General features: G+C 43.1%; 30 protein-coding genes and 1 pseudogene. 14 read left to right on the top strand and 17 right to left on the bottom strand.

Annotated elements, in window-relative coordinates; translation table 11 throughout:
* Positions 1-52 precede the first annotated feature (52 nt).
* The 3 genes from B0X70_RS10935 (at position 53) to B0X70_RS10925 (ending at position 1379) form a co-directional block, all read left to right on the top strand.
* Positions 53-385: a helix-turn-helix transcriptional regulator gene (locus B0X70_RS10935; RefSeq protein WP_036775567.1), complete on the top strand. Its 333-nt coding sequence runs from the start codon at positions 53-55 to the stop codon at positions 383-385.
* A gap of 31 nt (positions 386-416) precedes the next feature.
* Complete coding sequence (locus tag B0X70_RS10930) at positions 417-785, top strand: HipA domain-containing protein (protein WP_217471496.1); 369 nt, start codon at positions 417-419, stop codon at positions 783-785.
* A gap of 357 nt (positions 786-1142) precedes the next feature.
* Positions 1143-1379, top strand: coding sequence for a hypothetical protein (locus tag B0X70_RS10925; protein WP_036775565.1), 237 nt, complete (start codon positions 1143-1145; stop codon positions 1377-1379).
* Between the two features lie 281 nt (positions 1380-1660).
* On the opposite strand, the gene mdtI is transcribed toward B0X70_RS10925, so the two are convergent.
* The 3 genes from mdtI to zwf form a co-directional block, all read right to left on the bottom strand.
* Positions 1661-1993: a multidrug/spermidine efflux SMR transporter subunit MdtI gene (mdtI, locus tag B0X70_RS10920; protein ID WP_269468763.1), complete on the bottom strand. Its 333-nt coding sequence runs from the start codon at positions 1991-1993 to the stop codon at positions 1661-1663.
* A 1-nt stretch (position 1994) separates the two neighbouring features.
* Positions 1995-2411, bottom strand: a complete 417-nt coding sequence (gene mdtJ / locus B0X70_RS10915; protein ID WP_036806396.1) for a multidrug/spermidine efflux SMR transporter subunit MdtJ — start codon at positions 2409-2411, stop codon at positions 1995-1997.
* Positions 2412-2907: 496 nt separating this feature from the next.
* Positions 2908-4383, bottom strand: a complete 1476-nt coding sequence (gene zwf, locus B0X70_RS10910) for a glucose-6-phosphate dehydrogenase (RefSeq protein ID WP_036775560.1) — start codon at positions 4381-4383, stop codon at positions 2908-2910.
* A gap of 343 nt (positions 4384-4726) precedes the next feature.
* Between zwf and B0X70_RS10905 the strand changes: the two genes are divergently transcribed.
* The 4 genes from B0X70_RS10905 to pyk all read left to right on the top strand — a co-directional run bounded on the left by B0X70_RS10905 (position 4727) and on the right by pyk (position 10374).
* Entirely contained in the window at positions 4727-5587 is an 861-nt protein-coding gene (locus B0X70_RS10905) for a MurR/RpiR family transcriptional regulator (protein WP_036775559.1), read from the top strand.
* Between the two features lie 600 nt (positions 5588-6187).
* Entirely contained in the window at positions 6188-7090 is a 903-nt protein-coding gene (locus B0X70_RS10900; protein WP_036775557.1) for a tail fiber protein, read from the top strand.
* A 268-nt stretch (positions 7091-7358) separates the two neighbouring features.
* Positions 7359-8372: a tail fiber protein gene (locus tag B0X70_RS10895; protein WP_217471495.1), complete on the top strand. Its 1014-nt coding sequence runs from the start codon at positions 7359-7361 to the stop codon at positions 8370-8372.
* Positions 8373-8931: 559 nt separating this feature from the next.
* Complete coding sequence (pyk, locus tag B0X70_RS10890; protein ID WP_036806405.1) at positions 8932-10374, top strand: pyruvate kinase; 1443 nt, start codon at positions 8932-8934, stop codon at positions 10372-10374.
* 280 nt (positions 10375-10654) lie between these two features.
* Here the strand turns inward: pyk and lpxM are convergent, their stop codons facing one another.
* From lpxM to znuA, 3 genes are all read right to left on the bottom strand, one after another.
* Positions 10655-11623: a lauroyl-Kdo(2)-lipid IV(A) myristoyltransferase gene (gene lpxM, locus B0X70_RS10885; RefSeq protein WP_036775552.1), complete on the bottom strand. Its 969-nt coding sequence runs from the start codon at positions 11621-11623 to the stop codon at positions 10655-10657.
* Positions 11624-11780: 157 nt separating this feature from the next.
* Entirely contained in the window at positions 11781-13088 is a 1308-nt protein-coding gene (gene mepM, locus B0X70_RS10880; RefSeq protein ID WP_040150506.1) for a murein DD-endopeptidase MepM, read from the bottom strand.
* Positions 13089-13108: 20 nt separating this feature from the next.
* The gene (gene znuA, locus B0X70_RS10875; protein WP_036775550.1) at positions 13109-14056 is read right to left on the bottom strand and encodes a zinc ABC transporter substrate-binding protein ZnuA; all 948 of its coding nucleotides are present in this window, start codon (positions 14054-14056) and stop codon (positions 13109-13111) included.
* A 76-nt stretch (positions 14057-14132) separates the two neighbouring features.
* On the opposite strand from znuA, the gene znuC reads away from it, so the two are divergent.
* Positions 14133-14891, top strand: a complete 759-nt coding sequence (gene znuC, locus B0X70_RS10870) for a zinc ABC transporter ATP-binding protein ZnuC (protein ID WP_217471494.1) — start codon at positions 14133-14135, stop codon at positions 14889-14891.
* The gene (gene znuB, locus B0X70_RS10865; protein ID WP_217471493.1) at positions 14888-15673 is read left to right on the top strand and encodes a zinc ABC transporter permease subunit ZnuB; all 786 of its coding nucleotides are present in this window, start codon (positions 14888-14890) and stop codon (positions 15671-15673) included. Before znuC ends, znuB begins: the two co-directional genes overlap by 4 nt.
* A gap of 90 nt (positions 15674-15763) precedes the next feature.
* Here znuB and ruvB read toward each other — a convergent pair whose 3' ends face one another.
* From ruvB to aspS, 6 genes are all read right to left on the bottom strand, one after another.
* Positions 15764-16771 (bottom strand): Holliday junction branch migration DNA helicase RuvB, encoded by a 1008-nt coding sequence (gene ruvB, locus B0X70_RS10860; RefSeq protein WP_040150502.1) that lies wholly within the window; start codon positions 16769-16771, stop codon positions 15764-15766.
* A 16-nt stretch (positions 16772-16787) separates the two neighbouring features.
* Positions 16788-17405, bottom strand: a complete 618-nt coding sequence (gene ruvA / locus B0X70_RS10855; protein ID WP_036806420.1) for a Holliday junction branch migration protein RuvA — start codon at positions 17403-17405, stop codon at positions 16788-16790.
* A gap of 80 nt (positions 17406-17485) precedes the next feature.
* The gene (ruvC, locus tag B0X70_RS10850) at positions 17486-18007 is read right to left on the bottom strand and encodes a crossover junction endodeoxyribonuclease RuvC (RefSeq protein WP_217471492.1); all 522 of its coding nucleotides are present in this window, start codon (positions 18005-18007) and stop codon (positions 17486-17488) included.
* 109 nt (positions 18008-18116) lie between these two features.
* Positions 18117-18860 (bottom strand): YebC/PmpR family DNA-binding transcriptional regulator, encoded by a 744-nt coding sequence (locus B0X70_RS10845; protein WP_036806426.1) that lies wholly within the window; start codon positions 18858-18860, stop codon positions 18117-18119.
* A gap of 29 nt (positions 18861-18889) precedes the next feature.
* Entirely contained in the window at positions 18890-19327 is a 438-nt protein-coding gene (gene nudB, locus B0X70_RS10840) for a dihydroneopterin triphosphate diphosphatase (RefSeq protein WP_036806429.1), read from the bottom strand.
* On the bottom strand, positions 19327-21099 hold the full coding sequence (gene aspS, locus B0X70_RS10835; protein WP_217471716.1) for an aspartate--tRNA ligase: 1773 nt from the start codon (positions 21097-21099) through the stop codon (positions 19327-19329). The genes nudB and aspS overlap by 1 nt, the downstream gene beginning before the upstream one ends.
* Positions 21100-21330: 231 nt before the next feature.
* Here aspS and B0X70_RS10830 point away from each other — a divergent pair, with 231 nt between their 5' ends.
* Positions 21331-21726: an MAPEG family protein gene (locus B0X70_RS10830; RefSeq protein WP_036775538.1), complete on the top strand. Its 396-nt coding sequence runs from the start codon at positions 21331-21333 to the stop codon at positions 21724-21726.
* 129 nt (positions 21727-21855) lie between these two features.
* Here B0X70_RS10830 and B0X70_RS10825 read toward each other — a convergent pair whose 3' ends face one another.
* Together B0X70_RS10825 and B0X70_RS10820 are read right to left on the bottom strand one after the other, a co-directional pair.
* Positions 21856-22137: a type II toxin-antitoxin system RelE family toxin gene (locus tag B0X70_RS10825; RefSeq protein WP_217471491.1), complete on the bottom strand. Its 282-nt coding sequence runs from the start codon at positions 22135-22137 to the stop codon at positions 21856-21858.
* Positions 22127-22378, bottom strand: a complete 252-nt coding sequence (locus tag B0X70_RS10820) for a type II toxin-antitoxin system Phd/YefM family antitoxin (protein ID WP_036806437.1) — start codon at positions 22376-22378, stop codon at positions 22127-22129. The genes B0X70_RS10825 and B0X70_RS10820 overlap by 11 nt, the downstream gene beginning before the upstream one ends.
* A gap of 278 nt (positions 22379-22656) precedes the next feature.
* Between B0X70_RS10820 and cmoA the strand changes: the two genes are divergently transcribed.
* Positions 22657-23415: a carboxy-S-adenosyl-L-methionine synthase CmoA gene (gene cmoA, locus B0X70_RS10815; protein WP_046395065.1), complete on the top strand. Its 759-nt coding sequence runs from the start codon at positions 22657-22659 to the stop codon at positions 23413-23415.
* Complete coding sequence (cmoB, locus tag B0X70_RS10810; RefSeq protein ID WP_217471490.1) at positions 23412-24383, top strand: tRNA 5-methoxyuridine(34)/uridine 5-oxyacetic acid(34) synthase CmoB; 972 nt, start codon at positions 23412-23414, stop codon at positions 24381-24383. The genes cmoA and cmoB overlap by 4 nt, the downstream gene beginning before the upstream one ends.
* Positions 24384-24423: 40 nt before the next feature.
* Here cmoB and cutC read toward each other — a convergent pair whose 3' ends face one another.
* Both cutC and B0X70_RS10800 read right to left on the bottom strand, forming a co-directional pair.
* On the bottom strand, positions 24424-25170 hold the full coding sequence (cutC, locus tag B0X70_RS10805) for a copper homeostasis protein CutC (protein WP_046395062.1): 747 nt from the start codon (positions 25168-25170) through the stop codon (positions 24424-24426).
* A gap of 167 nt (positions 25171-25337) precedes the next feature.
* A pseudogene (locus tag B0X70_RS10800) lies at positions 25338-25442 on the bottom strand (VOC family protein); the annotation flags it as partial.
* A 76-nt stretch (positions 25443-25518) separates the two neighbouring features.
* On the opposite strand from B0X70_RS10800, the gene B0X70_RS10795 reads away from it, so the two are divergent.
* Both B0X70_RS10795 and B0X70_RS10790 read left to right on the top strand, forming a co-directional pair.
* Positions 25519-25854, top strand: a complete 336-nt coding sequence (locus B0X70_RS10795) for a toxin (RefSeq protein WP_105395394.1) — start codon at positions 25519-25521, stop codon at positions 25852-25854.
* Complete coding sequence (locus B0X70_RS10790) at positions 25855-26169, top strand: type II toxin-antitoxin system RelB family anti-toxin transcriptional regulator (RefSeq protein ID WP_105395393.1); 315 nt, start codon at positions 25855-25857, stop codon at positions 26167-26169.
* A gap of 15 nt (positions 26170-26184) precedes the next feature.
* Here B0X70_RS10790 and B0X70_RS10785 read toward each other — a convergent pair whose 3' ends face one another.
* The gene (locus B0X70_RS10785) at positions 26185-26748 is read right to left on the bottom strand and encodes a VOC family protein (RefSeq protein ID WP_217471489.1); all 564 of its coding nucleotides are present in this window, start codon (positions 26746-26748) and stop codon (positions 26185-26187) included.
* Between the last annotated feature and the right edge of the window lie 140 nt (positions 26749-26888).

The following is a 26888-nucleotide window of genomic DNA, read 5'->3' as shown; positions in this document are numbered from 1 at the left end:
TAGTGTTCATTAAGGCCATCAATGACCACTATAATGGTCAACAGGAGGAAGTATGTTAAAACATAGAGCCTATTCAAAATTCTCCCAAGAGGCAGTTATGTTACTCGGAGAACAAATCAAGTTAGGTAGAAAACAACGCCATTGGTCAGAAAAGAATTTGGCAGAACGTGCTGGTATATCCAGAACCACGCTACAAAAAATTGAAAATGGGGATATGGGTTGCTCCATAGGATTAGCATTTGAGCTGGCCAACCTTGTAGGTATCAACTTGTTTGACAATGATAAATTTCCTATCTCAACACGTATAGAACAAACAAGAGATAAATTAGTTTTATTACCACGGCGTATTCAGGAAAAAAAGAGAGAGGTATACGATGATTTCTAACAACAAAAAATTTGTTTAGTCCCAACATTTAATGGCTAGTTATGAAAAATTTGCCGAGATTATACGATATCGTTTCACTAATCCTCAGAAAACATCAGAAGAATTATTTTCACGATTAACCCCTGCTTATGATATATGCCCTCAAGGTAGATCGGGTAATGAAGCATCTCAAGCAATGCTAATAGTCGGAAATAAAAATCTAAGTCAATTACAAACTTGTTTGGAAACTGCGCATAACTTTAATATTTCAGAGCAAAAAGCAAAAGAAATATTTAATAAACAAATATCAATAATCCAAGATAATTGGAATAGTATCTGTGAAGAAACTGAATTAAGTGAAATAGATAAAAAATTGCTCTGGCATAGACAATTTTTAAATCCATTCTCTATAGCTTTTTGAGAATTTTAGGAACCTGCACATAAATTCATTATAACGGGCCAAAATACCTACTTTATTTCAGCAATGGTCCTTAATAATTCATTTTAGAAATATATGTTATATTTGAGCCGATGATAATACTCTGATGATCAATGTAAATAAAATAGTTTCCAATATTGCTTATCACAAATAGCGTTAATTTCATCTGGTAGAATTAACTCACCAAATGGATTTTCTATTATTTACCTTTTCAATGTTGAATTATACTTATACGTCGTCCATACTTTCTAATAAGCACATCAATGTCGGGCCACTGTTGAGTGAATATAAACATGGCCTAATCTTCAATAACTTTTATCACTTGGTATGGAGCATTCTATGGATGTTTGTTCAGGTTGTCATGAGCCCCTTCATGATTCCGTTGTTGCGGAAGTAGAAGGCAAGATCTATAAAAGTTGCCCATCTTGTTCCACCGCAATGGGTCAACATGTTTTTTATCGTTATAAAGACTTTGACATGAAGGAAATGGGGAATGGCCGCTATATTGTTCAGTCTTGTTGTCCTGGTTGTTGTGTGAAAGATGGCCATAAACCAGACGTCTGTTTTAGCTGTTAAAAGTCACTTTTATTCATATCTGCTGGTTATTATGCAAAATAGTTGCTAGTTGCATGCCAGCAGATAATATAAGAAATAAACAATAAAATTCGTTATTTAAAAACCTGAACGCTAATAATGTATCTTTATCCTGATTTTCAGAGTTAAAGCGGGAGGAGTTATACAGTATTTAATCAAAATACCTGAGCAGAGAAAAAAATAGTTATAAGCTGCATCAGGAGCGACAAAATTAAAACAATCTCTGTGAATCATACTCCCCCCAGATTGGGTTATGCCACGACTTAAGCCATCTTGATCATCACCATGCCCAACAGCAACAAGGCAATTCCACCCCAACCTTTACAATTCAAACGCTGATTAAACATAATCCAGCCAGCAGCAACTGTCGCAATGATACCGAAAGCGCCCCATAAGGCATAAGCAATGGAAAGCTCAATTCCCTTCACTGCCTGAGCAAGCGCACTGAACGCCCCAAGGACAACAATAAGCGAGAGAATCCCCATCCAAGGACGTCTAAAACCATTAGAAAGTTTCAGTAAAATATTCGCTAAAATATCCAACGCGACAGCAAGGAATAAGAACGCCGCATGCCACCATTCAAATTGTTGCAACATGTTATGCCTCCTTTATTTTACTGTTTTTGGTTGTTGCGACACTGACAGCCTTATTTGCCATCTGTTTCACTACTTCTGCCGATTTTTTAACTGCCGCTTTTCTAGTGCCGGATTTAATCAACATAATTCCTGTTATCAGCAGAGCCAAACCACCTACTTTCATCAATGATAGTGATTCATCAAACCACATAACACTAAAAACAGTAATAAATAAAATGCCAACCCCTTCCCACAAAGCGTAGGCAACGCCTAATGCAACTTTTTTTACCGCCATCGCCAGCAAGATATAGGATGTGGCGATCATGATGTACATAACAGCCATGCCAACTACACCACCGGAAACGCTGGCATGTTTCATCGATAAGGTACCGATAACTTCGGTAACAATTGCCATTGCAAGGAATAACCAATAAATCATTTTCTTTCTCCTGACCACGTAAATACGCACGTCAAGACGCAAGCTAATAAATGATCTAACTCATCTATGCATGAGATGAGAAATAATAACCTGACGTTTTGACGAAATAGAAATACCGGTTGAGAACCGGTTAACAGGAGTCAGACGCTATAATGCACCACACCAGTAATGCTCACTGGATAAAATGGCAGAAAGGAAAAGCACGTGGGTGGAACTTTGAAACTTGACGCTTTTGGCGCTGTTCATGATATCTCATTCTTTCATCGCACTGATATTCCGCGCGATATACGAAGAATCCTCATAAATAGTGTTAGTGTTCCTATTACTTCTACCATACGAAATAATAGAAAGCAACCACTCAATTTTGCTCATTTTTTATCTGATAAACAGAGTTGAATCAAAAAACAGAATTGATATCAACATAAGCTGATACCTTGTTGATAACAACCCAAGCCGCTTACAGCGCGGCTTGAGCTTCAACAGAAAGGTTTATCAATTACTCAAACTCATTCCACGAACGACCATCGCGAGTGATCATAGCAACAGAAGCAACCGGCCCCCATGTTCCCGCCTGATAAGGCTTAGGCGCATCATTATCCGCCGCCCATGCATTCATAATAGAATCAACCCATTTCCAAGCTTCTTCCACCTCATCACGACGAACGAATAGCGCCTGAATACCCCGCATAGCTTCCAGCAACAATCTCTCATAAGCATCTGCCAATGGAATATGGTTAAACGTTTCAGAGAAACTTAGATCCAGCTTAGTGGTTTGCAAACGATGCTTGTGCTCCAGCCCCGGGGCTTTGTTCAGAACTTCGATATCAATACCTTCATCCGGTTGCAGACGAATCGTCAGTTTGTTCTGTGGTAGTTGCTGATAAGATTCAGAGAACAAATTCAGCGCGGGCTTTTTGAAGTACACCACCACTTCAGAACATTTCGTTGGCAAACGTTTACCCGTTCTCAGATAGAAAGGCACCCCGGCCCAACGCCAATCATCAATATCGACACGGATAGAAACAAAAGTTTCCGTCCGACTGGACTTGTTCGCCCCCTCTTCCTCCAGATACCCCGGTACCTTGTGCCCTTGAACAAAACCGGCAGTGTATTGACCACGTACTGTTTTCTCCCGCACATTCGTGTGATCAATACGACGCAGAGAACGCAATACTTTTACTTTTTCATCACGAATACGGTCTGTCGTCAGATCTGCCGGAGGAGACATAGCAATCATGGTCAATATTTGCAACAGGTGATTCTGAATCATATCGCGCATTTGCCCAGCTTGGTCAAAATAACCCCAACGGCCTTCAATACCGACCTCTTCAGCTACCGTAATTTGTACATGATCAATTGTCCGGTGATCCCAGTTATTCACAAATAGGGAATTGGCAAACCGCAGTGCTAATAGATTCAATACGGTTTCTTTACCCAGATAATGATCGATACGATAAACCTGACGCTCATTGAAATATTTTGCTACTTCATCATTAATGGCTTTAGATGATTCAAGATCAGTCCCTAAAGGTTTTTCCATCACAACCCGGTTTGGCTCTTTATTTAACCCGGCAAGGCCCAATCCGTGACAAACCGAACCAAAAGTGCTTGGCGGCATGGCAAAATAGTGAATTGCTGGCTGGTGCCCTTGATTAAGAATCGCTTTCAGTTTGGCAAAATCTTCCTTTTGATTAACATCCAGATTGCAGAACGCCAAACGTTCACTCAATGTCTTCCATAACTCTGGATCTAATTTTTCCGGCAAGAACGTATTTAAAGCTTCTTCAACAACCTTGGTATACGCCTTTTTATCCCAATCAGCCCGGCCAACACCGATAATTCGGGTTTTTGGGTGGATATAACCCGCTTTCTCAAGCTGGTAAAGGGAAGGCAATAATTTCCGGCGAGCCAAATCCCCTTTAGCGCCAAAAATGACTAAATCACAAGCCTGAGCTGTAGAAGTAACCGCCATATGTATCTCCTCATTGCGGGATATTGTAATTTTGTTACAGCATTAACCAATAATGTACTCTTTTGACTATGGCGCGTAAACAGCGATAACGAATAACCACGTCCCTCTGTTAACAATATGTTTTATCAATGATAAAAATGTGATAGCTTTATGTAACTTTACAACGTTTATGAAAGATAATTACCAATGTGAAAGTTAGACACTTGTCATACTTTTATGAAAAACATTAAATTATTGTGACTTCCTACTGCCAGCTTCAATTTGCTAATAGTATATTTTCATAAAAATTTATATAGATTTCTCATCTGAATGAAATCGTCAAAACCACAGGTAACTGCGTTTTATGAATACACTGGAACGAGTCCAAAATAGTATCGAATTCTTGAGTAAATCAGAAAAAAAAGTGGCGCAGATAATCCTGGCTTCACCACAAACTGCAATTCATGCCAGTATCGCAACGCTGGCAAAAATGGCGGAAGTCAGTGAACCCACAGTAAACCGTTTTTGCCGCCGTCTGGATACCAAAGGTTTTCCCGATTTCAAACTCCATCTAGCCCAAAGTCTTGCCAATGGCACGCCTTACGTAAATCGCAATGTTGAAGAGAGCGATACAGTTAGTGCCTACACCAATAAGATATTTGAATCGGTAATGGCAACTCTGGATACCGTCAAAAACAATTTGGATATCACAGCCATTAACCGAGCTGTCGATTTACTGACTCAAGCCCGAAAAATCTCATTTTTTGGCCTAGGGGCTTCTGCGGCCGTCGCCCATGATGCAATGAATAAATTTTTCCGGTTCAACATTCCCGTTATCTATTTTGATGACATTGTGATGCAACGAATGAGCTGTATTAACAGTGCCGAAGGTGATGTCGTCGTACTCATTTCCCATACCGGCAGAACTAAAAGCCTGGTGGAAGCAGCACAACTTGCGCGAGAAAATGATGCGACCGTTATCGCAATTACCTCCCAAGATTCTCCCCTCGCCCACGAAGCAACGCTCGCCATTCTTCTGGACGTCCCGGAAGATACAGATATTTATATGCCAATGGTCTCAAGAATCGCTCAATTAACCGTTATTGATGTTTTAGCTACGGGTTTTACCCTGCGCCGTGGTTCAAAATTCAGAGATAATTTGAAAAGAGTCAAAAAGGCGCTACGAAATTCACGCTTTGATAAAATTGACTTTCCCCCGACCTGAAAATAATCCTCTCGCTATACCCTATGGATTTCAAGATGCATTGCGACGGCAAGGGAGCGAATCCCCGGGAGCATAGGTAACTATGTGACCGGGGTGAGTGAGCGCAGCCAACAAAGAGGCAACTTGAAAGATAACGGGTATATTAGGCTGACTCGCAACAATTGCGTAGTCAGTGATCGTTTATGGCTCATTGAGCACCAGTAAATAATTTACACTAGCCGAGATAAACAGGAGTTTACAGAATTATGGCAAAAAAATCCTATATTACTTAGTTAATTCAATAAAATAATGACGGTTTAAAGTGTAAAGACTAAACTAGAGAGTATCATTATAAAAAATTACCGAAAATATATGAAAAGCAGGAAGATAAAAATAACTTTCAAATGTTGAATGTAAATCATTTAGATATTTACCCGATCAACAGTTTCATATTTTTTATTGCCACCTATTATATAAAAACTATTACCCCCTTAAGTTATAAGAATAATTTATTATGCTTTTTACGAGCTAAACTATTATTGACATATACTGGTGAAGATGAGTTTTTCAATAATTCAACATGCTACTTATAAACGCTATTATTTAATCTGAGGAAAATATATGAATCCCAAGAGTGATTTTAAAGCTTTTTCTATTGGTAACAATGCTAATGTAGTCAGTCAAGAAGCCTATGAAGAAAGCCGAAGTTTGAAAACTGGGTTTCCCCCAGACAATATTACTATTCATGTGCTAAACAAGGTATTACGTCAAGCATCAACCATATCCTCTGTCGTTGCTAATTTTATCGCGACCCAATCTGGCAATGATATTTTAGATGATGGTGATATAGTTAAACTGATTGCTCAATTAAATAGAGCGTTAGAACAAAAAATTACAACAACAGTACCAAGTGCCTCATTAACACAACAAGGCGTTATTCAACTCACAGACAATACAGGCAACAGTAATACCCTTGCGGCAACGCAGAAGCTTGTTTCTGATGTCAATCAGAATGCGAATAACCGACTGGCAAAAGACCAAAACGGTGCAGACATTCCTGATAAAGATGCTTTTGTGAGAAACCTCAGTTTGTTTGAAAAACTGATCCCGGTAGGGGTACCACTCCCCTGGCCGACTGCCACCCCACCAGAAGGATGGGCACAATGTAACGGCGCTTCTTTTGATAAAACAAAATATCCGAAATTAGCGCAAGCCTATCCTAATGGAGTATTACCCGATTTACGTGGTGAATTTATTCGTGGTTGGGATAGTTGGCGTGGTATTGACAACGGACGTAGTATATTGAGTTTTCAATATGATGCGTTCAAAAGGCATAATCATAGTATTTCTACCACTAACAGCGATCAAACCTCTCTTCAATATCCAGACCCCGTGCGTGGCGGTATGCATGGCGATCCTAATGATCGAGGCGGCTTAGGGGAATATAAATCTATTGGGATGAATGGTGATAATGAAACACGTCCAAGAAATGTAGCATTTAATTACATTATAAGGATGGTTTAATTAATAAAACCGCATTGAAAAAAATAATATGGTTATTAGCATCTTTTCAGATGTTGAATATAAATGGCTTAGATATTTATCTGCTCATATAATTTCGGATTTTTATTTCTATCCATTATACAAAAACAATTAACCTCCTAAGTTACAAGGACACTTTATCATAATTTTTCCTAGCTAAACTATCATTAAAATAGGTTTCAGGAAATTATTTTTACAATAATTTAATACATTGATTATAAAATAATATTATTTAATTTAAGGATAATGTATGAGTGCCAAAAATGATTTTAAAGCCTTTTCTATTAGTAATAATGCTAATGTAATTAGCCAAGAAAGATATGAACAAGATCAGAGTTTGAAGACTGGATTTCCACCAGAAAATATTGCTACTCATTTACTAAACAAGGTATTACGTCAGTCATCATCCATATCCTCTGTTATCGCTGATTTTATTGCGACACAATCTGGCAATGATGTTTTAGATGATGGAGATATAGCTAAACTCACTACCCAATTAAATAGAGCATTAGAGCAAAAAATCACAACAAAAGTACCAAGCGCCTCATTGACACAACAAGGTGTTATTCAACTCACAGACAAAACAGGCAACAGTAATACCCTTGCGGCAACTCAGAAGCTTGTTTCTGATGTCAACCAGAATGCAAATAACCGGCTGGCAAAAGACCAAAACGGCGCAGACATTCCTGATAAAAATGCATTTGTGAAAAATCTTGGCTTAATCGAAACCATTATTAACGCCCAATATCCTGTAGGAATTGTGGTTTGGTTCGCTCAAAATAAAAACCCAAATGTGCTATTTCCGGGCACTACCTGGGAATATATTGGTGAAAATAAAACAGTTCGATTAGCTAGCGCCAATGGTTCCGATATTTTATCAACCGGCGGCAATGATTTGATAAGCCTGACAGCGGCACAAATGCCAGCACATAATCATACATTTTTTGGGACAACGAGCACATTTGATTATGGCACCAAAACCACCAATATCGCCGGAGAGCATTATCATGATAGTGGGTGGGGTGAAACTACTGGTGGGCGTTATGGTCATTTCGACGGTTCTAAGAACAATCAGGGATCAAAATCTACAGATTGGAACAATGCCAAATTTAACACTAGCACTAATGGTGCCCACTCTCATACGGTACCAATAGGGTCACATGACCATACAGTTTCAGGTAATACCGGAAATTCTGGTGCCAATGCCGCGATTTCAATTACTAATTCATATGTTAAGTTAATGGGATGGTATCGAAAAGCATAAGACCCCTGCCTCCCCCAGACTGCTCACAAACCTTACACAAATAAATAACTGTCTCTTGATCATAAGTCTGACTTAAGAGACAGTTCCATCCCATCATTATCAAGAAAAATTTATTATTTACATAGTTTACAGCATCCCTATTCTGGATGTTTTTCTCCTCCAGTCCCCAAGTATTGCCAGATTCCAGTAAGCCTAAATCACTACACCTTTCATTATCAAAATCTTTAGAGACATTAGATTATTGATAAATCGGGAACAAATCGTGATAGGATAGAAATACGGCAATAAATATCCGTTAAAAAAGGGTTAGCTGATTCGCTAGGGCATAGCGATTGTGTAAAACGTTCCCCCTGTCGTTCCCCTATAGCTGACACTGGTCAATAGGCACTACAGTGAAAAGTATCATGATAAGTTGATATGGGTCACAAAAGTAATCTATAAACAGCCTTGATAGTTGGATTGCCGAAGAGTTTTTTTACTCGTTTTATAGGATAATTAATAGATTATTGATTATTTTTATATAACCAATACCAATACTCACAGGTCAACGGAGTAACACATGTCCAGACGGCTCAGAAGAACTAAGATTGTTACTACACTTGGTCCGGCTACCGACCGCGATAATAATCTTGAAAAGATTATTGCTGCGGGTGCAAACGTAGTCCGCCTCAACTTTTCCCACGGTACCGCCGAAGATCATCTCCAGAGAGCCAGCAAAGTCCGCGAGATCGCAGCCCGCCTGGGGTGCCATGTCGCTATTCTTGGCGATCTTCAAGGGCCTAAAATCCGCGTATCAACGTTTAAAGAGGGCAAAATTTTCCTGAATGTCGGAGATAAATTTCTGCTTGATGCCAATCTTGGTAAAGGCGAAGGCGATAAGGAGAAAGTCGGTATCGATTACAAAGGATTGCCCACGGATGTTGTACCGGGTGATACTTTGTTGCTGGATGATGGGCGTGTTCAACTCAAGGTATTAGAAGTTCAAGGAATGAAAGTCTTCACGGAAGTCACTGTAGGCGGCCCGCTATCTAACAATAAGGGCATTAATAAACTGGGCGGTGGATTATCTGCGGAAGCCCTAACCGAAAAAGACAAAGAAGATATTATTACGGCGGCCAGAATCGGCGTTGATTACCTAGCCGTCTCTTTCCCCCGCACCGGAGAAGATCTTAATTATGCTCGCCGACTGGCGCGAGACGCGGGCTGTGAAACGCAGATCGTGGCGAAAGTTGAACGCGCAGAAGCCGTTAGCAGTGATAAAACCATTGATGAAATCATTCTGGCTTCTGATGTCGTCATGGTTGCTCGTGGTGACCTTGGTGTAGAAATCGGTGATCCAGAGTTGGTTGGCGTTCAGAAAAAATTAATTCGCCGTGCCCGTCAGCTAAATCGTGTAGTGATTACCGCGACTCAGATGATGGAATCTATGATCACCAACCCAATGCCTACTCGTGCAGAAGTGATGGATGTGGCAAACGCCGTTCTCGACGGTACTGACGCCGTAATGCTCTCCGCTGAAACCGCTGCGGGCCAATACCCTGCCGAAACGGTTGCCGCAATGGCGCGAGTCTGTCTCGGAGCAGAAAAAATGCCCGGCCTCAATGTATCAAAACATCGGTTAGACACCACTTTTGACAGTATCGAAGAAGCCATTGCGATGTCTACCATGTATGCGGCAAACCATCTAAATGGGGTTAAAGCCATTATTGCCATGACTGAATCAGGCCGCACCACTCGTATCATGTCTCGCATCAGTTCTGGTCTCCCCATATTCTCTATGTCCCGTCATGAGAAAACCTTAAACCAAACAGCGCTTTACCGTGGCGTTACACCGGTTTATTGCAGCAGTCATACTGACGGCATTACAGCGGCCAATGAAGCGGTTAATCGTCTGCGCGATAAAGGTTATCTGGTTTCCGGCGACCTTGTTCTGGTTACTCAGGGTGATCAGATGGGGACAATTGGCAGCACTAACACCTGTCGTATTCTTGAAGTGGAATAAAGCGCTACAACATTTTGCGCAAAGTTTTCGGGGGATTTGGTTAGATAGAGAAAAGTGGCGCATCCCATTTAATCCAACAGTAATTCAGTAACTCGACGGTAAAACAGACTTTTACCGTCTTTTATAACATTTCATGTAATCCTAATTGCTTATAGTAATGCATCATAGTAATAAATGACTCGTCACAAAACCCCCTAATCGTTGGATGCCATGTCCAATATTAGGGGGACAAGACAAACTTTCAAGCCGTGATAATAACTCTACATCTTTGTAACGAAAATCACAGGTCTTCTCTCCCATATGGCCCAATATCACCGGCTTTCCGAGTCTTAAGTAATTTAAGTATCCAGGTATATTGTTCAGGATTCGGTCGTACCAATTGCTCCAACTCTTCATTCATCCGGCGAGCAATAAAAGCGTCATCTTTGCCATCAATATCATCCATCGGTGGACGAATATAAATATCAAGTTGATGGGTACGGTAATTATAAACCGGAAACAACGGCACAATAGCAGCACGACAAACCTTCATCAATCGCCCAATTGCCGGCAATGTCGCTTTATAAGTTGCGAAAAAATCAACAAATTCACTGTGCTCCTCACCATGATCTTGATCAGGCAGATAATATCCCCAGAAACCCTGGCGAACAGTAGCAACAAATGGTTTAATTCCAGCATCACGAGAATGTAAACGGCCACCAAAGTGATGGCGAACTTTATTCCACAGATAATCTGCAACCGGGTTTTTCTGGTGATGGAACATGGCTGATATTTTCTGTCCACCCTCAGACAGTAATATAGCTGGAATATCCACCGCCCAACCATGAGGCACCATGAAAATAACGTTTTTCCCCTGCGCTTTCAGTTGAAGAATAACTTCTTCCCCATGCCACTGCGTCCGGCTTAATGTTGATTTTGTACCACGTAAACAAAGTTCAGCCAACATAACAAAAGGTTGAGGTGCGGTAGAAAACATCTCATCAATCAATGCTTCACGCTGTTGCTCCGTCAGTTCCGGCATACAGTAACACAGATTTATTCTTGCTCTACGACGTGCCCCTTTCGCTAACTTACCCGCCAACCAGCCTATTTTAGCCAGCAGAGGATCACGCACTCTAACCGGCAGGTAAGCCAGCCCGGCCAACGCACCAATGCCCAGCCATAACCCCCAGTAACGAGGATGCAGGTAAGATTTATGAAATGTCGGCACATAACCAACTTTACTGTCTGTATCTGTTTCTTTATACATGAGCTAACTCTTTTAAAACAAAAAGATCATTGTTCATTTCACATGTACAGGGGGCTATATCAACGATATCAACACACCTTTTTCTGAACATAAATAAAACGACAGCGGATGATAGCAATCATCCGCTTTAAAGTCTGTTACTAATGAACAATTAAACTCAATCTAACAGAAGCTGAGGCGTGACCTCTTTTACCGTTGCCAGGAATTCCGAGCGTTCTTTACCACTCAAACCACCAGAGCGCGGCAATTTCGCCGTTAATGGGTTTACCGCCTGCTGATTGATCCAGAATTCATAATGCAAATGTGGACCCGTAGAACGACCGGTGCTACCAGACAACGCAATACGATCACCCCGTTTTACCTTCTGCCCTGGTTTCACCAACAGCTTTCTCAGGTGCATATAACGCGTGGTATATTGGCGACCATGACGAATGGCAATAAAGTTACCTGCTGCTCCATTATATTTAGAAACAATCACCTCACCGTCACCCACCGCCAAAATAGGCGTTCCCACTGGCATAGCAAAATCCACCCCTTTATGTGGTGCAACCCGACCAGTGACTGGATTCACACGCCGAGGATTAAATTGGGAAGATACCCGAAATTGCTTAGTAGTTGGAAAACGCAAAAATCCGCGCTCCAGACCGGAACCTTGACGATCATAAAAACGCCCATCTTCCGCCCGGATAGCATAATAATCTTTACCACCACTATTTAGGCGAACACCAAGTAATTGGCTCTGTTCACTGCGACCATCCAATATTTCACGGGACAGCAATACAGAAAAACGATCACCTTCATGTAATTTACGCAAATCAATTTGCCATTGCAGTGCCTTGGTGACTTCACGAGCTTCACTGCTGGTTAAGCCGGCATTTAAAGCACTGCTGGTAAAGTTACTATCAACAACGCCAACAACGACGCTGTTTTTCCACTCCCCTTTCTGAAACTCTTTTGTTTCTTTAAACAGATCGCCTTCACGGGTATAAATGCGCGTTTCACGGCGGGAAACACCCCAAGTCAGAGTTTGCAAGTCACCCGCTTCATTGACTGTCCATGACAATGGCTGGCCAATGTTCAGCCCCCGTAACACTTTATGCTGACTCGCGAGTAACGCGACATCAGAAGAGTCGATGCCAAATTGGGTCAGAATATTACTGAGGGTGTCACCATCGGAGACAATATATTCATGCGGAGTTTGAGCCGTGACCTCTGAGCTCGTCTCTTCATCAGGAATACCTTCGTCCGGTAGCTGTTCACTGCTATCTGCAATAATCTCATCGCTATCTACAGAAGGATTAATGGCAATGCTGCCGACTGTTGTTTCTTCTTGTTCATGATGATAAGCAATAGGTTGCCACATAGTGACAACCAATGTTGCTACAGTCAGCGAACCCAACATAATTTTATGCGGTCGCGGTAACTCCTTATACACCAGAACGATAGTTTTAACTATCTGTTGCACTCATTGAGTTCCTTATTACTTTAATTCAGGCAACCCATGTACTGTTCCGACAACTGAGTTATAAATTTCATATAGCTGTCTTTATCCAATACGATGCGGCTTCCTAACGGGTCCAAGGTGCCCATACGCACTCCCGTATCCTTCGCCACAGCATTAATAACGGTCGGCCTGAATTGTGGCTCAGCAAAAATACAAATTGCTTTCTGCTCAACCAATTGTGTTCGTATATGATGTAGTTTTTGTGCGCCAGGTTGTATTTCAGGATTAATCGTAAAATGTCCTAATGGTGTCAGGCCATAATGCTGCTCGAAATAGCCATAAGCATCGTGAAAAACGAAATACCCCTTACCACGCACCAGCTTAAGAATATTAGCAATATTTTTGTCAGTTTGCGCAAGCTGAGCATTGAATTTACGTAGGTTTACGTCCAGCGCTGCTTTTTTCTGCGGAAAACGCATTTGTAATTGGTCATGAATCCCCTGTGCAACCTGTTTTGCTATTTCTGGCGATAACCAGATGTGCATATTATATTCACCATGAGAATGATGTTCATGACCTTCTTCATGTTTATGTTGATCTGGTTCATGTAAATCTTCATCATTCTTCAGCAATAATGGCTTAATCGTTGGCAATTGCGCTAAAGCTAGCTGTCTATTTTGTGGCACTTTGGCTAACGGTTTAGACAAAAAGATTTCCATCTCAGGTCCAACCCACACAACTAAATCTGCCTGGTTAATTCTCTTAAGATCAGACGGTTTCAATGCATAATCATGCGGTGATGCCCCATCAGGCAACAGTACCTGCGTATCAGTTACACCATCAGTTATTGCCGCAGCAATAAAACCTAACGGACGAATTGATGTCACAACATCAGCATTAGCCGATTGTATCGTCCCTGACATGAAAACAGCAGTAATCGCGGCCTTACAGAGAAACTTGTGCGCTAGTTTATATGATTTGTGTAACATAATGTAAATATCTCGTGGACAGAAACAAGAATTGTTATATTATAACATCTCAATGTTCACGCAAGATATATTTAGCATGTCAACACTCATCACTTTAAAAAATGTTGCTGTTACCTTCGACAATCGTCAGGTACTAAACAATATCTCTCTTAATTTACAACGAGGGAATATTCTGACTTTGCTAGGTCCCAATGGTGCCGGTAAATCAACTTTAGTTCGTGTTGTTTTGGGGCTTGTCGAACCATCATCCGGCACAATTGAACACACCGCCGGATTGAGAACCGGCTATGTTCCACAGAAGTTGAATCTTGATCCCACTCTGCCATTAACAGTCAAACGCTTTATGATGCTAAAACCCGGCGTAAAATCTGCCGATATATTGCCAGCACTAGAGCGAGTGAACGCTGCTCATCTATTGCAGCAACCCATGCAAAAATTATCCGGCGGGGAAAACCAACGGGTTTTATTAGCCAGAGCGCTATTAAATCATCCGCAATTATTAGTCCTTGATGAACCAACACAAGGGGTCGATGTTAATGGTCAGTTGGCACTTTATGATCTAATCAATCAAATTAGAACCGAATTGCATTGTGCTGTATTGATGGTATCCCATGATTTACATCTGGTTATGGCGAAAACAGACGAAGTTTTATGCCTTAATCAACATATTTGCTGTTCCGGCACACCTGAAGTTGTTTCAACTCATCCTGAATTTATCGCTATGTTTGGTCATCATGGCGCTGAACAATTGGCAGTATATCGCCACCAACATAATCACCACCATGATTTGAAAGGGAAAATTATCTTGGAAAATAACAGGGAATGCCACTCATGATTGAATTACTATTCCCCGGTTGGTTGGCCGGCGTATTATTGTCTATTGCTGCCGGACCATTAGGTTCATTTGTTGTCTGGCGCAGAATGTCCTATTTTGGCGATACTCTGGCTCATGCTTCATTACTGGGCGTTGCCTTCGGATTATTGCTAAATATTAGCCCTTTTTACGCGATTATCGCTGTCACTTTGATACTGGCAATAATGCTGGTTTGGTTGGAGAAACGCCCTCAACTGGCAATCGATACTTTGTTGGGGATTATGGCTCACAGCGCACTATCATTAGGGCTGGTCGTTGTCAGTTTGATGTCTAATGTGCGAGTTGATTTGATGGCTTATCTGTTTGGTGATTTGTTGTCAGTCACCTATGAAGACATTTGGTTGATTGCCATCGGCGTCACCCTTGTCGCCACACTTCTGTTCTGGCAATGGAACGCTCTGCTCTCTGTCACCGTCAGTCAGGAAATGGCTTTTGTGGATGGTATTAAAATACAGCGGTTAAGAGTACTGTTAATGCTGGTAACAGCGTTGACAATCGGCCTGGCAATGAAATTTGTCGGTGCGCTGATTATCACCTCCCTGCTCATTATCCCGGCAGCCACTGCTCGCCGTTTTGCCCGTACACCGGAGCAAATGGCCGGTATTGCCATTGCGGTTGGTATGCTTGCTGTCACCGGCGGATTAGCGTTCTCCGCCGTTTACGACACACCAGCAGGGCCATCTGTCGTGCTATGCGCTGCGGTGATGTTTATTATCAGTCTGATCAGTAAAGCAAAAAATTGATCCACTGAGTGGGTATAACCCAGTCATGGAGAGCGGGATAGGTTTCCCTTGCAGGAGTACCCATCCCGATTTTTCAGGCAATTAAACAGCTCATTCCTGATCTCTGACCACACCAAAATGGCGATAAGCATGTTCGGTGGCAATTCGTCCACGGGAAGTACGTTGAATAAAACCCTGTTGGATCAGAAAGGGTTCCAACACATCCTCAATCGTTTCCCGCTCTTCACCAATGGCAGCGGCAAGGTTATCTACCCCTACCGGCCCGCCCATAAATTTATCAATGATGGCAACCAGTAACTTACGATCCAGATAATCAAAACCGGCAGCATCTACACTCAACATATCCAGCGCTCTGGCGGCAATATCGCCATCAATCGCACCATTCCCTTTCACTTGAGCAAAATCACGCACCCGGCGCAGTAAACGGTTTGTAATCCGCGGCGTCCCACGAGAACGCATGGCAATCTGCCGGGCGCCATCGTCAGTGATCTCGACCCCCATAAAACGAGCACTGCGAGAAACGATACTTTGCAAATCGTCCACATTATAGAATTCAAGGCGCTGCACGATACCGAACCGATCACGCAGTGGCGAAGTCAAAGAACCTGCGCGAGTGGTAGCCCCAATCAGGGTAAAAGGAGGCAAATCAATTTTGATCGAACGGGCTGCCGGTCCCTCGCCAATCATAATATCCAGTTGATAATCTTCCATTGCCGGATAGAGAATTTCTTCCACCACCGGCGACAAACGGTGAATTTCATCGATAAACAACACATCATGCGGTTCAAGATTGGTCAACATTGCCGCCAGATCGCCCGCCTTTTCTAAAACTGGGCCAGAAGTTGTACGGAGATTAACCCCCATCTCATTGGCAACAATATTCGCCAGCGTTGTTTTCCCCAACCCCGGCGGACCAAAAATCAGCAGGTGGTCAAGGGCATCACCACGCAACCTGGCAGCCTGAATAAAAATCTCCATCTGCTCACAGACTTGCGGCTGCCCAACATATTCAGACAACAATTTAGGTCTGATTGCGCGATCAATGGCTTCATCGTCTTGTAAAACTTCCGCGGAAACCAGACGGTCAGCTTCAATCATGGCTTACTCCTGCAACTTAAAGAGCGGCGCGAAGTGCTTCGCGGATAAGTGTTTCACAATCAGCGCCCGATTTAGCGACTTTACTTATCATGCGGCTGGCCTCTTGTGGCTTGTAACCCAGAGAGACTAATGCCGCCGCGGCTTCTGCTTCGCTATCCGCATCAGAATTTGTCTGTTCGGCCGTTGCCGGCAAATTAATATCACTGCTCTGATTGAAGAGATCGCCATTAAGCCCTTTAAAGCGATCTTTCATTTCAACCACCAGCCGTTCAGCAGTTTTCTTGCCCACACCCGGCAGTTTAACCAAAGAAGCAATCGCCTCTTGTTCAATGGCAGAAACAAATTGCTGCGCAGACATGCCCGAAAGAATAGCCAACGCCAATTTAGGCCCTACGCCATTCACTTTAATTAATTCACGGAATAGCGCCCGCTCCTGCTTATCATTAAAACCATAAAGTAATTGCGCATCTTCACGCACAACAAAGTGAGTAAACAGGACAGCTTCCTGCCCGGCATCAGGCAATTCATAAAAACAGGTCATTGGCATATGGACTTCATAACCAACGCCATTCGTTTCCAGTAAAACCAAGGGTGGTTGTTTTTCCAGCACAATTCCTCTGAGACGCCCTATCACTCGTTTACCCCCTAAAAAAATAAAACTGATTGTTCTACTTATGGTTATAACATAAAAAAAGCTGGATGCATATCCAGCCGTTATCTTAAACGTCCACGAGCCAAGATTAATCTGGGATCGCCAACCCGCAAAAGATTCTGATTAAAGTGACAATGGGTTATCGCAATGGCCAATGCATCTGCCGCATCGGATTGCGGGTTAGCAGATAATTTCAGCACAGAACGTACCATGTGCTGAACCTGACTTTTTTCAGCCGCCCCAGTTCCGACAACCGTTTGTTTCACCTGTCGAGCCGCATATTCAAAAACCGGTACAGATTGATTAACGGCGGCAAGAATCGCAACGCCCCGCGCTTGTCCTAATTTCAGCGCTGAATCGGCGTTTTTTGCCATAAAAACCTGCTCGATGGCAAAAGCATCCGGTTGAAATTGCGTAATAATTTCAAGGATACCCGCATAAATACGCTGTAACCGGCTAGGCAGATCATCAACTTTTATTCGGATACAACCACTGCCAAGGTAGCTCAAATGACGCCCCTGCTGACGGATCACGCCATAGCCAGTGACGCGGGAACCTGGGTCGATACCTAAGATAATCGCCATATTCTGTTTATTCGCCTTTGATTATCACCTTTAATAAAGGAGATAAAACGTTAGAGAAAGTGTCCTGTACCACAGCACACTTTCTCTACGCTATACAACCCAATCGAAATTACAGCAAAGCAGCAACTTCATCAGAGATTTCACCGTTATGGTAAACCTCTTGTACGTCGTCTGAATCTTCCAACATATCAATCAAGCGCAATAACTTAGGTGCGGTTTCCGCATCCAATTCCGCTTTAGTGGAAGGGATCATCGAAACTTCTGCTGATTCAGCCACAAAACCCGCTGCATCCAACGCATCTTTCACGTCACCAAACGTTTCTGGCGTAGTGTAAACATCAATCGCGCCATCATCATAGGTTTCTACATCATCAGCGCCGGCTTCCAACGCCGCTTCCATCACCGCATCTTCATCCAGTCCCGGCGCGTAAGAAATCACCCCTTTCTTGGTGAACAAATAAGCAACCGAGCCATCAGTGCCCAGATTACCACCAGTTTTAGTGAAAGCATGACGAACGTCAGAAACGGTACGGTTGCGGTTATCACTCAAGCACTCAACCATCACCGCTGTTCCCCCCGGGCCATAACCTTCATAAATGATGGTTTCCATGTTATCCGCGTCATCGTTGCCAACACCACGGGCGATAGCACGGTTCAAAGTATCGCGGGTCATATTGTTGGACAGTGCTTTATCAATCGCGGCACGCAGACGTGGGTTAGATGCCGGATCTCCACCACCCAGACGGGCTGCCGTTACCAACTCCCGGATAATTTTGGTGAAAATCTTACCGCGTTTCGCATCCTGCGCAGCTTTGCGGTGCTTGGTGTTGGCCCATTTACTATGACCTGCCATAAGGTTCTCCGATAAAACGTCTAATAAACTTATTCAATCACAAACTCTTCAATCGCCTGTCGATTGCTCCACGACTTAGTGAGCTTTACTGCTTTATCCGCATCCAGCCACTGGTAAGCCTGATGTTCAGTCAACAAGCATTCTCGCTCTTCCGGCAATGCCAGACAGAACCAGTACTCTTTATTACGGGTGACTCCTGGAGCATAGCGATGGCGTAAGTGGGTAAAAATCTCAAAATAGAGAGAACGTCGGCAATCTATCAATTCAAGATTTTCACCTATGATATCAATACCGATTTCTTCTCGCACTTCGCGCAACGCTGTCTCCCACGGCGTTTCGTCTCCATCAAGGCTGCCAGTCACAGACTGCCAAAAGCCAGGATCGTCCCGCCGCTGTAACATCAGCACCCGTCGGCTGGAAAAAGAATAAATAACCACCAGCACAGACTCAGGGCGCTTATAAACCATTACTCACTCTCTTTTCTGGCAACAACAGAGATTGATAACTCTTCGAGTGCCGCCGAATTAGCATAACTTGGCGCTTCCGTCATTAAACAAGCAGCGGCGGTGGTTTTAGGGAATGCGATAACATCACGAATATTATCCGTTCCTGTCAGCAACATCACCAAACGGTCAAGACCAAATGCCAAACCTGCATGGGGAGGCGTACCAAATTTCAACGCATCCAGCAAGAAGCCAAACTTCTCCTGCTGTTCCTGCTCATTAATACCCAGAATACGGAACACCGCCTGTTGCATTTCATTACGGTGAATACGCACCGAGCCGCCACCGACTTCGTAGCCGTTAATCACCATATCGTAAGCATTGGCAATGGCCGAAACCGGATCTCGCTCTAACTCCTCCGCTGACATATTACACGGTGAAGTAAACGGATGATGCATAGCGGTCAGACCACCCTCCCCATCATCTTCGAACATTGGGAAGTCGATAACCCACAATGGCCGCCAGCTATCCAATTTTGTCAGGTTCAGATCGCGCCCTAATTTCAGACGCAACGCTCCCAAGGCATCAGTGACCACTTTCACACTACCGGCGCCGAAGAACAAAATATCGCCATCTTGTGCATCAGTACGAGAAAGCAAGCCTTCAACCACCTCTGCATTCAGGAATTTGGCTATCGGACTTTGAACCCCTTCCAGACCGGCGGCACGTGCATTGACTTTTATCCACGCCAGCCCTTTTGCGCCATAAATCCCAACGAATTTGCCATATTCATCAATCTGCTTACGGCTCAGTTCAGCACCACCTGGTACCCGAATCACAGCTACGCGGCCTTTACTGTCATTCGCCGGTTCAGCAAAAACACTGAATTCTACCTCTTTAACCAGATCAGCAACATCAACCAACTCTAATGGGTTACGCAGATCAGGTTTATCAGAACCGAAACGACGCATCACTTCCGCAAACGTCATCACCGGGAAATGCCCCAAATCAGCACCTTCAATCTCAAGCCACAATTCGCGGATCATCATTTCCATCATTTCCCTTACCTGCTCAGCAGTCATAAAGGAAGTTTCCACGTCGATCTGGGTGAATTCTGGCTGGCGATCCGCACGCAAATCTTCATCACGGAAGCATTTAACAATTTGATAATAACGGTCAAAACCGGACATCATCAGCAATTGTTTAAACAACTGCGGGGATTGAGGCAAGGCATAAAATTTGCCTTTATGAACACGACTTGGCACCAAATAATCACGGGCGCCTTCGGGTGTTGCTTTAGTCAACATTGGCGTTTCAATATCCAGGAAACCCTGATTATCCATGAAACGACGAACAAAACTGGTAATTTTAGCGCGTGTTTTCAGGCGATTTGCCATTTCAGGCCGACGCAGATCAATATAGCGATATTTCAGACGTTGCTCTTCGCTGTTCGTCTGATTGCTATCCAAAGGCAGAGGTTCGGAACGGTTGATGATATTTAAACTTTCCGCAAAAACCTCTATTTCACCGGTAGCCATATCTTTGTTGATTTGACTGTCAGGACGAGCGCGTACAGTACCGGTGATTTGAATGCAGAATTCATTACGCAGTTCAGCAGCCTGAGAAAATGCGGCTTGCTGATCCGGGTCAAAAAATACCTGAACGATCCCTTCACGATCACGCATATCAATAAAAATCAAGCCGCCCAGATCACGGCGGCGGTTTACCCAACCACAAAGAGTCACCTTCTGGCCTTCATGGGTCAGATTCAACTGCCCACAATAATCAGTACGCATACAATATCCTTTTACTCGGCTGTTGTGCTGTTGCTGCGGAAAAAAGGCCGCCATTATAATAGAAATTCTACTCAGAGATAAGGGCAGGCAATATCCCGATGCAATACCATTGCTTGATGTCTGATAATCAGGCAATTTATTTTCAATTCCCATCTATTTATAGCGACAGTTTTATTTTTGGGGTTTATCATAACTTAATTGGCCAATTTCGGTTAGGCAATGGAGTTAAAAATGGTTAGCTCGCTTTATGTTGTGTTGGGCGCACTATTATTGATTAAGCTGTCTTTTGATGTGGTTAAGTTAAGAACACAATATCGTGTCTCATATGGAGATGGTGGTTTTTACGAACTACAAACAGCGATCCGCATCCACGGTAATGCTGTGGAATATATCCCCATCTCTATGTTATTGCTGGTCATGATGGAGATGAACGGCTCAAATGTCTGGATGATACATGTCTGTGGTTTGATTCTGCTCACCGGCAGAGTCTTGCATTATTATGGCCTGCACCACCGTGAATTCTATTGGCGGCGTTCAGGCATGGTAGCAACTTATCTTTCCATCGTATTAATGGTGATGACGAATATTTACTACTTGCCTTGGGAACAAATATTTTCTCTCTACTAACGAAACGAATAGTACTGGCACTAAAATAACAGGCAGCAAACTCGGCTGCCTGTTATTCTAACCATAGTGGTTCCCTATGAAGGAAGACTTTCCGACGTTGACATGCAACGCGAGCAAGTGTTGGTTTTTTTACCTCTCATTGGCGAGGGTATAAACCGCATCTGCGGCCCGTTTACCAATAGCAATTACCAGCAAGATAATCTTATTGTCATTCACTTCATAAACTAAGCAGTAGCCAGAAGAGCGCAATTTAATTTTGTATCGGTTCGCTCGCCCTCTTAATCTTGCTGACGGTACATGAGGGTTTTCTAAGCGTTCAGCCAATTTTTTCTTTAGCTGCTCCTTAATTGGATGACGTGACTTCTTCCACTCTTTTAAGGCCCGTTTTTCAAATTCCAGGCTATAGATCATCTAGGTTCACACTAACAAATTCAGCATTTTCTAAACGTTCATCTGCAATTTTGTTCAGTGCGGCATCCTCTGCTAGCTCCTGATAGTAGGCGAATAATTCGGGAGGCACACAATAAAACGCAGGTTCATTCCGATTCAGGATTGCGACCGCTTCACCTTCCCCCTGCAAATATGTCCCCATTGGGTCACGTTTCAAATCGGTAATACTTGCCGCTAAGTTTGTTAAGATTTGATATGCCATACACCACCTCACTCTTTTACGTAAACAAGCAATAGGTCATTTAAAGGTGCTTTTCAATGCATCTTTACTTTTTTATATAAAACCCAAAGCTCCCCTAATGCTGACTGACTCATGAAATCAAGGATTGATCGCGCCATAATATGATTTTTATACCACACTTAAATTCCTCAAATATTTCCATTATTCACTACTTTTAAGCACAGAGAAAATTGGTTCAAGGTCAAGCTGTACATCTGTTAGAATGCCACCCTCTATTTTTTCTGATAATTAATGCTGTTATGTCAAATCAAGATCCTTACCATCAAAGGGATAGCCTGTTTGCCGCTCCCATCGCCAATCTGGGAGACTGGAGTTTCGATGAACGGGTAGCTGAAGTTTTCCCTGATATGATCCAACGCTCCGTGCCAGGTTATTCAAATATTGTTTCCATGATTGGTATGCTGGCCGGTCGTTTTGTGACATCAAACAGTCAAATTTACGACCTGGGTTGTTCCCTAGGCGCATCAACCCTGGCAATGCGCCGCAATATTGCCGCTGAAAACTGCAAAATTATCGCCGTTGATAATTCCCCGGCAATGGTGAAACGCTGTCGTCGCCATATCGACGCTTTCCGAGCACAAACACCGGTTGAAGTCATTGAAGCCGATATTCTTGATATTGATATTCAAAATGCTTCGATGGTCGTGTTGAATTTCACTTTACAATTCCTCAACCCGCAAGATCGACAAGGTTTACTTAACCGGATTTATCAGGGATTACGTCCCGGTGGTGTTTTAGTTTTATCAGAGAAATTCAGCCTTGAAGATCAACAAATCGGTGAGTTGCTGTTTGATATGCACCACGATTTCAAGCGTGCTAACGGATATAGCGAGCTGGAAATCAGCCAGAAACGCAGCATGCTTGAAAATGTAATGCTGACCGACTCTGTAGAAACCCACAAATCCCGTCTCCATCAATCCGGTTTTAACCATGTTGAAGTCTGGTTTCAGTGTTTCAACTTTGGATCACTGCTGGCGATAAAAGGGGCCGATAAATGATCGATTTCGGTAATTTTTATCAAATTATTGCCAAGAATAACCTCCAGCATTGGCTTAATTGCCTTCCTGCTCAACTGCAAGAATGGCAAAAAGCGGCCCTGCACGGCAGTTTTAAATCATGGGTAAAAACCCTGGAAAACCTACCCGCAATTTCACCGACCCAATTAGATTTGAAAAATGGCGTAATCGCAGAACGTGATCCTCCCCTATCCGAAGGTGAAGAAATTTGCCTCACCAATATATTGCGAGTACTCATGCCGTGGCGCAAAGGTCCATTCTCTCTTTACGGTGTAAATATCGACACTGAATGGCGTTCAGATTGGAAATGGGATCGGGTACTGCCTCATATTTCCCCACTAGCTGGCAGGACAATTCTTGATGTTGGTTGCGGCAGCGGCTATCACCTATGGCGGATGGTGGGTGAAGGGGCTGAACTTGCCGTTGGTATCGATCCAACTCAGCTCTTCCTCTGCCAGTTTGAAGCTGTCAGAAAATTACTTGGCAATGATCAACGCGCCCATCTCTTACCTCTGGGCATTGAACAATTACCGGCACTAGCTGCTTTCGATACCGTCTTTTCAATGGGCGTTCTCTATCACCGCCGCTCTCCTCTTGACCATCTCTGGCAATTGAAAAACCAATTGGTGGCCGATGGTGAACTGGTATTAGAAAGCCTGGTTGTTGAAGGAGATGAACATACCTGTTTAATCCCTGGTGAACGTTATGCTCAAATGCGCAACGTCTATTTCATTCCTTCGGCAAAAATGTTGAAAATCTGGTTGGAGAAGTGCGGTTTTGTCGATGTGAAAATTGCCGATCAAGCGGTAACAACCACAGAAGAGCAACGTCGTACAGCCTGGATGAGAACTGAATCGTTATCTGATTTTCTTGATCCTACTGATAGCAGTAAAACCATTGAGGGTTATCCCGCCCCTCTGCGGGCGATACTGATCGCCCGTAAGCCCTGATTTTGCGAACTGGCCCAAAATTGGGCCAGTTCATAATAGGCTATTCAAATAAAGTCAAACTCAGCATCCCTTTCATCACCTCCACCACACCACCATCAACACAATAATGTGAAAACTCATCCACCTCATTGTCGGCGCTCATCGTCACCCCCGCTTTGCGGTAAGTCATGGTAGAAGGCATAATCCGGCTTGCCGAACTGTGAACTTCCGTTAACCCGATATCAATAAATTTATGAATATTACTCATACGAACACCCGCACCTGCCATAATAATTGGCCCCCGACTGGCTTGATGCAGTTCTTTCAACAAAGGTAATCCCAATTCGGCATTCTGTTGCTGACCGGAAGTCAATATTCGCTTAACACCAAGCTGAGTGAGTTGATCCAGTGCCACATAAGGATTAAAACACATATCAAATGCACGGTGAAAAGTGACGGCCATATCGCCAGACAGCGCCATCAATTGTTGCATGCGGGGCAAATCGATATGCCCTTCTTCATCTAACACACCAAAAACGACGCCCATAAATCCCATATCACGGATCTGAGCAACATCATTTTTCATCACCTCAAAATCTGAGTGACTGTAGCAAAAATCACCACCTCTTGGACGTACAATGGGATGTACAGGGATAGTTAATTGCTCAATAGCCTGCTTCAACGTACCAAGACTCGGTGTTAATCCCCCTTCCGCCGGACTGGCGCATAACTCTATCCGGTCAGCACCAGCCTGTTGTGCGATTAATGCGCAACCTACGCTAAAACAACAAATTTCTAACTTTGTCATCAGAAGTTCCTTGGACACCTAGTCATTAACGAGCAATCAATGAATCTAAGCGATTCAGTAATTCAATTCACTAACTATGACATCTAATTATTGCCGATGATTTGTAGGAAATCACAAGGTCAGAACTTTTATCTGGATCACAAGGATGAAAAAGTTAATTTTGCCGACTAGTGCTCATTTTTAACAATTTCACGCAATGTAAATGGGTGAAACTTGACGGTGATCTCACCATCAATGATAGCCAAGGTCGGGTTAAACAACCGCTTTTTTTCCCTTCGGGTTAACTCTGTTTAACTATCCCCAACTTGGGTGTATATTATACTCAAGTTGGGGACAGATGGATAAGTGATGGAAGCTGTTTTTATTGAACTACCACCTTTTGAACGCTACCGCCATAACTACCTGAGTGATGAGGAGTTTCGATCCTTCCAAAATATACTGCTGAAAAATCCAACAGCAGGGGACGTCATCCAACATACCGGCGGATTACGTAAAGTGCGTTTTACAGATTCCCGAAGAAAAAAGGGAAAACGGAGCGGTATTCGGGTGATTTACTATTGGTGGACATCTAAATCGCAATTCATGCTTTTCACTATCTACGATAAAGATGAGATGTCAGACTTAACTAAAGAACAATGCGAATCCTTGCGTAAGATGTTAGAAATGAGAAAAAAAGGAGCATAAATGAACCGTGATCTATTTGCAGAACTCAATGAAGGAATGAAAGCTTGGGAAGAGGCTAATGAAAGCAAACTCACATTGAAAACGCATAAGAGGAGGTTAAAAAACGATATCTCCATCAATCCAGATGAGTTGAAATCCATACGGAGTAAACTGAATATTTCTCAAGCTGTTTTTGCCCAGTACCTGCACACCGGTGAAACGACATACCAGAACTGGGAACAAGGGCGGGCTAAACCGAATAAACAAGCTGTATTACTGATTAAAATGGTGGCACGCCACCCGCAGGCACTAGAGTTTCTTGCCGGCCTCACATAGCGATATCACTTTAACTTATGTAGCCAGGCATTCACTTTTAACAACTTCACGCAATGTAAATGGGTGAAATTTGACGGTGATCTCACCATCAGTGACAGCTAAAGTAGGATTAGGCAACCGCTCTTGTTCCCCTTTGGGTTGACTCTGTTTGACAGAAAAACCTGTCGGCAAAGGTTGCGGTAATAATGCTTTCGCTGCTGTTGATAAAATCTCAGGCGCCACCGGCAGCACCAGCTCCACATGTTCCCATCCCTGATGCAAGTAAGTTTTCTTACCAGGATAAGGCAGCTCAACACAATCGATTTGCCAATTAAGCATCGTGATGGGGTGTTCTAAATCAAACAAGCAGATTGGCCGTCCATTAATGATACTTTCTGACATCAAACTACCACATTGCAAAAAACCTTTACGCCAACGCTCGGCTACAGAGATATCGTGGCAACGTAAGGAGATATGATCTGCTTGATATTGCTCAACATTCAAATTAAGCCGCTGTTTGAACTGTGCCAATTTTTGCTCAAATATTGCCAGATCAGCCACTAAATCCTGTAATGCAACAATAGAAGAAAAATGTGTCATATTATCCCAGTTAAGATGCTATAAATTGGCGCCAAACAGCCCAAGAGTTTTAAAGGCTTGCCGCCGTTTCAAGCCTCAAATAATACCCTCGATTTGTAACAAAATGAAATTTGATGGCGCCGACACAACCACTCTTTCAA

The organism is Photorhabdus akhurstii (genome assembly GCF_019090985.1).
Classification (GTDB): Bacteria; Pseudomonadota; Gammaproteobacteria; order Enterobacterales; family Enterobacteriaceae; genus Photorhabdus; species Photorhabdus akhurstii.
This window is presented reverse-complemented; position numbering and strand designations above follow the sequence as displayed.